Raw genomic sequence first — 9630 nt, forward strand, 5'->3', positions numbered from 1 at the left:
TTTCGTGGATTCCTTGGTTTCCAACATCTCCATTACCGTAGTCAAAATTCCAGTGCCAATTGTAATGCACTAGGTTTTCAGTAAATGGCGTTTTGGGGGCTGGACCTGTCCATAAATCATAATCCAATCCTTCTGGTACCGGAGAAAATCCTTTGTCACCGATGCTTGGTCTCCATCTAAAAACGAGACCTCTGGCCATGTAAACATTGCCAATATAGCCATCACGGATTAGCTGAATGGCTTCCTGAACCGCAGGAGAACTTCGAAGTTGCACGCCGTGTTGTACGATACGGTCGTATTTTTGCGCTGCTTCTACCATTTTTCTACCTTCCCAAATATTGTGAGACCCGGGTTTTTCTACATATACATCTTTACCTGCTTGGCAAGCCCAGATAGTAGTGAGTGCATGCCAGTGATTAGGTGAAGCAATACTGATGACATCAATTTCTTTGTCATCCATTACCTTACGCAAATCCTGTTCAAGAACTACATCTGCATTGTATTTTTCTTTAAAGCTTTTTTGACGTTCTTTAAGAATATTCATGTCGGGATCACAAAATGTTTTGATTTTAACATTTTTTTGTGACATAAAGCCTTGGATGTGGCTTTTTCCTCGACCATTTAAACCTAAAACTGCTGCATTGATTCTATCATTGGCTCCAAATACACTGGATGGTACAATGGTAGGTGCAATAAGAGCAGCCGAACCGGCTACAGCTGATTTCTTAAGAAAGGATCTTCTTGATGATTCCTTATCCATATTAATTTTGGTTAATTATTGAAGTTATAACTATATCGACGCATTAAATTAATAAATTCCCCTGAGCTATCGGTAACATCAGAGGAATTAATTGATTAAAGGTTACTTTTATTCGCCAATGGCTCTCATTGGGTCCTCATTTGGAACTCCTGCAGGTTGAACCACATGAACCAATGGTTCAATATTGTCTTCTGCACCATTGTAACCGGTAGTTTGGTTCAAGGTTGCATCCACATTACCTACAAGGTATGGTTGATAAACTGGCCAGTACACATGCATAGGGTCCATAGTATATTTGGTGGTGTTATAAGTAGCCCACGGCACTTCGTCCCTGAAGAAAGTGTTTTTTTCCATCATTCTGTCATAGTAAAAACTATCCGCAGAAATGGATTTTTCTATATCTGAACCTGAGATAGAATAGGTTTTGCCGTTGTAGGCCATTTTTCCACTTTTAGCAAAAATTACTGAAATACGAACCAACTCATCATGTCGGTATTCTTCTCCAAATAATTCCCTGTTTCTTTCATCTAATACTGCACCAATTCCGTCAGTCTGAACATCAGCTACTGTATACATGTCGATTGCATTGGCTCTTTGGCGGATGGTATTGATGTCTTCAGCTGCGCCGGCAAAGTCGTCTTGCCATAAGCGTGCTTCAGCCCTTACCAAATAAGCTTCGGCAATTCTCATGATATACATGTCCATTTTACCTCCATCTTGACGATCGGGTCTCGACTCCTGGTTCACAGAGTAGAATTTATACCTCGGATAACCAAACCAACACCTGATGGTATCCTGGCAAGTTAAGTTGCCATTGTCATCATACAGACGAAGGGGTTCAAGGTAATATTCGCTACCATCTTCTAATAGAGAAGGGTTGTCGTACAATACATCCTCCATTTCAAACCAGTTCAAGTCCTTGTGGCGGTAATCTTGTTCATCAATTTGTCCTTTAAAGTTCCAGATGTCATATTGAGAATAATTGGTAGGTCTGGCAAATCCTTGACCTCTACCCCATTTTTTCATCATACGACCTCTTTCATCACTGGTGGACTGCTGCACATCGGTGCCGGTTCTTGTAGTACCAGGCTCCCAAACCCCAAGGTTTGTACTTACAAAGTTAGGTCCCCATGCTCTGATTCTTGCAGATCTTCCTTGGGTACCCAAAACGAACGGTTCATTGACGACCAACCAGATTCCTTCAGGATTACTGGTTTTTTGTGCGCCTTTGTCCATATGCATGTAATTGACAGCATCTGCAGGAGCAAATCCGCTACGTCCCGGGAGTGGGTTCCCCGTATTTGGATTTACAGTATTGGCTACCTCTACCTCGGTAACATCAGATGGTATCATGTCATCAGTGAAAAGTTGTGATTCTCCGCCATTGATAACATCATCCATCAAGCTTTCAGCATCTGCAAAGCGCAAGTTTAGCATATAGTACTTGGCCAAAAGAATACGTACAGCATCTTTAGGCGCTTGTCCCGCTGGTAATTGGCTTTTAGGCTTAACATGCTGAACCGCATATTCCAAATCCACAATCATTTGATCCCAAATTCCTTGCATATTAAAGGCCTTAAAATCTCTTCTGGCTTCTGCTACGACATTCAAAGGAAAAGCCACATTGCCAAAGTCCATGGTCAATTGCATATAGAAGAAAGCCCTAAGAAAATACGCTGAGCCCAATAAATGATTTCTCTCAGGATCATTGGCCCCACCTTCCCACTCAGGAATGTCGATATAATCGATTACGGTATTCGCTTTCTTGATATGATCATAATTGTCTGCATAGAATGATCTTGCACGACCGGCATCATTGTTCCTACTGTTGGTAGGTGTAGCATATACACGTAAATCTACAAATGCATCCGGTTTATCTGTGGCAGATACCACTGAGGCATCACTCATATTGCTATTGAACATCAGTTCCCTTGTATCACCATTCCATTGTGAGAAGACCCCTCGATAAGCAGCATCCAAAGCTGTTTGCAAACCTGAGGCGTCCACAAATGTGTTTTCAGGACTAAGGAATGATAATGGTTTCTCATCCAAGAATTCTTCGTTACAGGAGAACGAAAATATCAAGAACACAGGAAGAATTATCCCTTTGAATATATTTATCTTTTTCATTTCTTTCTTTTTAAAATTTGTGTTTCTAAAACTGTAAGTGCGCATAGTCTTAGAACGTTACATCCAAACTAAATGAATAAGTTCTTGGCATTTCTCTGGCAGATTCAGGATCACCCAATTCTTTGATCCAAGGCGTGAAAACTGCTACGTTTTCTATATTAACTGCTAGTCTTACCCTATTTGCTTTTACTTTTTCCAAGATATTTTGAGGAAGGCTATAGCCCAATGAAATATTTTGAAGCCTTAGATAGGACTGACTGATCCACTTGTTACCCCCACCAAGGTTGATCGAATTGATTCTGGCAAAATCATTTTGTCCGTTTAATGGAGTCCAGTAAGGGATGTCGTACCAGTTGTGGTTTTTGATGTATTGCTGAGAATTGTTAAAGGGCTCAGAAGTACCACCCTTGTAGCCTAGTTTGGCAAGGAATATTACACCTAAGTCAAAGCCTTTGTATTCCATGTCATTCCTTAAGGTGATGTACCAAGGGTTGTTGGTTAAGCCAAGGAAAACCTTGTCATCAATGTCAATGTCACCATCACCGTCCTGATCAACAAACCTAAAATCTCCGGGGAAAAGACCATATTGAGCTGCCTCTGCCTCTTCTCCCAATTGGTATACACCATCTAATTCCCAATCCCAAATGATGTCTTTATTTTCACCAATAAACCATCCATTTTGCAAATCGTCGGGCTCTTTCATTACTGTATTTCCTTCGCTGTCAGTAGTCTCTGTAGGCGCATTTCCTAAAGTAGTGATTTTGTTCACGCGATAGGTAACGTTAAATGCAGAAGTCCATACAAAGTTAGCAGTGGATACATTAATGGAATTTAATCCCAAATCAAACCCTCTGTTCTGTAAATTACCCACATTTGTCTTAACCGAACCAAAGCCGGTCAATTCTGGTAACTTTTGATCCAGCAAAAGGTCTCGGGTTTCCGATTGATATACGTCCAAAGAACCACTTAACCTATCACTGAAGAGACCAAAATCCAAGCCTACGTTGAAGGAACCGGTTCGTTCCCAAGAAAGCATAGGGTTGGCAATTCTTGTAATCTCTGTATATGGAGTTGGTATGTACCCACCATCATAATTCAAAAACACGCCATTACTTAATCTTGCATAAGCATTGTAGTCTTCCAAACCACTACTGTTTCCATTTACACCATAACTTAATCTTAATTTCAAGTAGTTAAGTGTTCTGTTTTGCATAAAATCTTCATTACTTATTGTCCATGCTGCTGATAAGGAAGGGAAATTACCGTAGATGTTTTGCAAACCAAATCTAGAGTAGCCATCTCTTCTAATGGAAGCAGAGAAGTTGTATTTGTCACTGTAGGCATAATTTACCCTACCCATCAAACCGGTTCTGGAATTTACTTCGTCATAAGAAGACATGGTTGGGTTAAGACCAAGTTGCATGGCATGATAACCAAGGGCTGCAGTTGGGGAGAAATTATTTGTCATTGCTCTGGTTTCCCATCTTTGGTTTCTTTCTGCATTATATAGACCCGTAAAGTTGATCCTGTGTTCTCCAAAAGATTTGTCCCAATTTAAAGTAGTGTTAGATTGCCAGGAGAAGTAATCATTGTATCTTCTTTCGGCGGCGTCTACCGCTCTTTGAGGATTTCCTTTTTCATCCAAATCAAATCTTTTGTATACATCAAATCGAGGAGTATAATCCGTTCTTAATGTAAAGTTGCCGGGTAAATTAACCGAAGCATATAACGTAGGGTTAATCATAAATCTGGAATAACTTCTTGTATTCCAAGATGGTGTTTGGTAAGGGTTACTGATATTTGAACCAGCAGCCTGATCGTTTAGGTTTTCTCTTGTCCTAGGCATGCCATTCTTCCATGGTTGGTCATAAGGCGAAAATACCCTATAACTTCCACTGCCTATAGGTTCTTGACCTTCGTTTTGATAAGTAAAGGAAGCATTGGCACCAATGGTGAAAAATTCCGCTAGGTTCACATCCAAATTCAACCGGGATGTGATGGTTTCAAAAGATTCACCTATTTGTACAGACTCTCTGTTACTATATCCCAAAGAATAATAATAAGATACCCTTTCATTTCTTCCGGAAACACTTACATCATAATCTTGTCTTACACCAGTGTGGAATAAGAAGTCTTGCCAGTCATAAGTTGTTCCATTTTGGTAATTTTCAATTTCATTTTCCCAGAAACCAAAGTTATTTACCCTGGCAAGGTTGATGGCATTGGGATCAGTCTCTCCGGGGATACCATTGGCTGCCAACCAATCATCTTGGTATTGGGCATCAATGCTGTAATAATCCCTAAATCTGGTCCAAGGCTCTGTAATGGTATTGGTGATGGACTCATTCATATCCGTCAACCAATTCAATACATCATCTCCTCCTTTATGCGTTTGTTGTCTTCTTGCTCCGGTTACCAAACCGATTCTAGAGCTAAAGGAAATTTGTGGTTTGCCATATTCCCCTCTTTTGGTAGTGAAAATCACCACACCGTTGGTGGCTTGAGAACCATATACCGCGGCCGCACTTGCATCCTTCAAAACATCCACACTTTCTATGGTATTTGGGTTGATTTCTGCAAGGTCGCCTCTAAAGATTACTCCATCCAAAACGATAAGAGGACGGTTGGCATTGGCTTCATCAGTCGCATCCGCTTTTATAGAAGCATCTCCACGAACATTGAAACTAGGAACATTTTTGGCGCTTGTGGAATAACCCACACTCAAACCCGGTACAGTTGTTCTTAAAATTTCAGAAACAGAGGTAGGTTTGTATTTCATTACCTCTTCGGCTTGCACGTTGATCACAGCTCCGGTAAGGTCTTTCTTCTTTTGGGTACCATAACCAATTACTACCACTTCATCCAAAGCTTGGGTACTCATGGTAAGGGTTACATCTATGGTTGATTGATTGTTTACTTCTATGGTTTGACTTTCAAAACCAATAAATGAAACAACAATGGAGGAATTGTCCGGTACGGTGAGGGTGTATTTACCGTCTAGATCGGTTGCGGTGCCTATGGAAGTTCCCGGTACAGAAACAGTGGCACCCGGAATCGGCTGGCCATTGTTGTCTAATACGGTACCTGATATCGTAACATCGAAAAAGTCTGCTATTATCGTTTTGCCTACTTTGGAAGTAGATGCCGTCGCTAAAGCATTTTGATCGATATTTTTTAAGTTGTTGTCCAGACTTGTTTGCTGAGCCATTAAGCTCCCTGAAAACAAGCAGAACGATAAAGTCGCTAGTGATGATATCGGTTTCACCACTAGTCGATTAAGTAGTTTTCTTTTCATAATGGATTATTGTTAATTGTTTTAGATTCAAATGGGAATCCTTACTTATAATTGGGTTTTGGGTAGGTTGATTTATTTCATTGGCAAATATTTTGGTGATGAACGGTTAAATATTTCGTTTATTATGATTTTAAATGAATAAAACAAATTATATTCTGTATTTGTATATTTTATCATTAAAAAAGACAAGTTTAACATTCGATTAAGCTTGTTTATTGTGTTTTTCATTATCGCATATTAAAAATTTTTTTCTCTTAAAAAAAATATTAGTTAAAATTTATCTCAGTGCCTTTAAAACCGCCATTTTTTAGTATTGGATGGATGAAAATAGGTTATGCATGTTTTAATTTATTGTCATTTAATTAATATTCATTAAGAATGAAAGAAGGTATGCTACCGATATCACTTTTTTTAATTTTAATGGTTATTTTTAAAGGTTGTTAAAAAGTTAATTTGGAGTTTTTACTAGTTAAACCTTAAGTTTTAAGTTTGATTATTTAATAATGGGAAGTTCGTGATCGTGTTTTTTTGAAGAGCTATTCTTTTGGATTATAACTCCCTTGGATAAGGCTGTTTTGGCAGGTGGAACTTAGCCCTTCCATAGGGAAATAGTTTGGATGCATTTCGTATAGGACCGGATTTACCATCCTTTATGCAAAAAAAAATAATACCCCTCCAATTAATAAAAGGAGGGGTGTAATAGGTGGGTTTACCAAAACCTAACTCCTATGGTGGGATAGAAGGTGTTCAAATTGTTCGTTCCCACCAATCCAACTTGTATGGAAATAACCTGGCTGACTTGCCTTCTGTAGAAGGCTTTAACTGTTGTTTGGTCAAAAAGCTGGCTTTTCTCATCATTTAATAGATAGCCAATCCCTATCATGTTTTTATTATTGGATTTAGGGTTGAAAAGTTCCCAACTGAATTCGGCATTTAAAAACCAATTGTGATTGACCGATACTTTGTTTTCAATCTTTTCCGGGAAAAAAACGGAATTGGTAATCGAAGCTCCAATATCAAACCTTCTCCATGATATTTTACTCCTAAACCCAATTTCGGGGGTAAAATAGCCTCCCGTATAATCTAGCCCTACAGGAAAGGTTAACTCTAGTCGGTCTGCATAAGGGACATAATTTTTTTCAATGTTGAGAAGCACCCTGTCCAGACTGGTCTGAGGGAATGCTTCGGCTAACCTATAGGTAATGGTTTTAAATTCCGGAAAATCAGTTGCCTTTTTTAGAATGGGTTTGAATTTTAATGTCAAATCCTCCGGATTGTGCTCCTCGGAATTGAATAATAACAAGAGTTTACCTTGATTGGGCAATTCAAAAGCAAGCGAATCAGTAACCGGCCAATCTTCGTCCATCCAGTCTTGGGTGTTTTTAGGTTGCAAGTTTTCTACTTCCTGAGCGAGAATTTCAAATTGGATTGCGCATAGCAATGCCATTAAAGACAATTGGAGTAATCTTTTCATAACTTAAGAATTTAGAATATTAGTTTTTTGATTTATTGAATTTTACTTGTATTGTGGCCGTCGGGTAATTGACGTTTTCTACTTGTATTTTTTCTTTTCTACCAAAAGGAGAACTGACTGATTTGGGTTTTTCTGCTTCCCAAGTGATTTTTACTTCATGGTAAGTTTTTATATTGACTGCCATTGGTCGGTAAATGCCTGCTTCCTCTATGGTGTGTTCTTTTTTTATTTGGACTGGGCTTAATACCATTCGCTCTGCCTCTATGGGTGCTATTTTCTCACGTTTCAAAGGGGAAGAAATGGCCACCTTTGAAGGAGGGAGTTCATTCATTGTTATTTCTTCACTGGTCTTGGACGGTGGGTTTGAAGGTTTCCTTGTAGCCGAACCATCAGGAGCAGTGGACACTCTTTTTTCTGTAAGCAAAGGTTTTTTTTCATCCACCTGAGCGGGAAAGAAATAAGCAATACCGGAAAAAAGCATGAGCATGGCAATGGCCGCAGCCTCTATATAATACCAGATAACCGGCCTTTTCGGTTCCTCAAGCCTTTTTTCAATCTGTCCCCAGATCTCGGTATTAGGTTCCCTGATGGGAAGTTTTCTGCTATTTTCTTCCAGCTGTTTATCGAAGGTTTTCCTCTCTAAAATCTTATTCCAAAGCTCTGGGTTGGGGTTGTGTGTTTTCATGCCTTTAGGAGCTTAGTGATTCGACTTTTAAGTAATGATTTGGCATAATGCAACTGGGATTTTGAAGTGCTCACTGTAATATTAAGCAGTTTTGCTGCTTCCTTATGCGAATAGCCTTCCACTGTTGTGAGTAGAAAAACAGCCTTGGCACCTGAAGGAAGACTTTGTATGGCCTGATCCAGAATTTCTGCATCAAACCAGGAGTCGAATGCTTCGGTAGTATTCATGTCCTGATTTTCTACGGGCTCAAAATAGATTCTCTTTTTGCTACAGTGTATCGCTTTGCGTACGGTTATGGTCTTCATCCATGAGATTAAGGCTTCAGGGTTTTTTAGTTTTCGAATGTTTTGAAAAACTTCTACATATACCTCTTGTAAGATGTCATGAGCCTCTTCCTGATCACCGATTATTCTGTAGCAAGTTGAGTACAACATGCCTTTGGTCATTTCAAATAACTGAAACTGAGCATTTCGATCATTTTGGTTGATCTTTTTTATTAGTGTCGCATCTGGCTTAGGTATACTCATTTTTCGTCCGTATGTATAAAAGAGTCAGAAACCCGGTCAAAGGTTGGAAACGGAAGGTAAAATATTTTATAATATTATTCTGAGAAGAATCAAGTTAACATTTTTCCCCTGAGGGTTCATTAACATGCCCTCTTACGGAAATACTTGACTTTCGATAATAAGGAGTAGATGCAATCTACTCCTAGTGGTGTACAATTTATTGAACTGGACTGAGTGTAGTTTGCAACTACACTCATATATTCGGCACTATTTGAAATTGGAAAAGTAGATTCAATCAATTGTAGTTGTGGGCAAAAGAGAACTTGTTTTTCGTATCACTGTTCAACCCCATCCGGGGTTGGGGGAAAGGTAGGTAACAGCTTTTCCGTGAGTTGCCACTCACGGTTATTATTGTTCAGATCCTTCAGACCTGAGATTTGTGAGATAATTGATGCTAACACAATAGTTTTACAAACAAGTCCATTAAAACGAATCCAAAGAAGCCTAAAGGGCTTCAACAACAATAGCCATGGGTGCAAACCTATGAACGGAGAATGCTCGATCAAATTCTCAACCCCGGAGTGGGTTGAACAGGGTTCGTTTAATCATTTAAAGCAACAGATGGTCTTCCGGATGTTCTTTTCTATTGACAATAAGGAGTAGATGCATATATTTTTGGTTTGATTTTTGGCGAGAGCCCTAGAAGGGCGAAACCTTTGTAGCCACGGGTATCGCCCGTGGTTAATGCAACAGAATACCCTTGATTTTGGCGGTATTGTT

6 protein-coding genes are annotated in these 9630 nt (G+C 39.3%); all 6 read right to left on the bottom strand.

Annotated features, from left to right (window positions below; genetic code table 11):
* A partial coding sequence (locus AAC037_RS11475) for a Gfo/Idh/MocA family oxidoreductase (RefSeq protein ID WP_339903126.1) occupies positions 1-760 on the bottom strand: 760 nt, incomplete at its 3' end.
* A gap of 108 nt (positions 761-868) precedes the next feature.
* Positions 869-2890, bottom strand: a complete 2022-nt coding sequence (locus AAC037_RS11480; RefSeq protein ID WP_339903127.1) for a RagB/SusD family nutrient uptake outer membrane protein — start codon at positions 2888-2890, stop codon at positions 869-871.
* 49 nt (positions 2891-2939) lie between these two features.
* Positions 2940-6185 carry a SusC/RagA family TonB-linked outer membrane protein gene (locus AAC037_RS11485; RefSeq protein WP_339903128.1) on the bottom strand — a complete coding sequence of 1082 codons (3246 nt, stop codon included), beginning with the start codon at positions 6183-6185 and terminating at the stop codon, positions 2940-2942.
* A gap of 709 nt (positions 6186-6894) precedes the next feature.
* Positions 6895-7659 carry a hypothetical protein gene (locus AAC037_RS11490; RefSeq protein WP_339903129.1) on the bottom strand — a complete coding sequence of 255 codons (765 nt, stop codon included), beginning with the start codon at positions 7657-7659 and terminating at the stop codon, positions 6895-6897.
* 19 nt (positions 7660-7678) lie between these two features.
* Positions 7679-8344 (bottom strand): hypothetical protein, encoded by a 666-nt coding sequence (locus AAC037_RS11495; protein ID WP_339903130.1) that lies wholly within the window; start codon positions 8342-8344, stop codon positions 7679-7681.
* Positions 8341-8871, bottom strand: coding sequence for a sigma-70 family RNA polymerase sigma factor (locus AAC037_RS11500; protein ID WP_339903131.1), 531 nt, complete (start codon positions 8869-8871; stop codon positions 8341-8343). Before AAC037_RS11500 ends, AAC037_RS11495 begins: the two co-directional genes overlap by 4 nt.
* Positions 8872-9630: the final 759 nt, after the last annotated feature.

Source organism: uncultured Cyclobacterium sp. (assembly GCF_963976465.1).
Taxonomy (GTDB): Bacteria; Bacteroidota; Bacteroidia; order Cytophagales; family Cyclobacteriaceae; genus Cyclobacterium.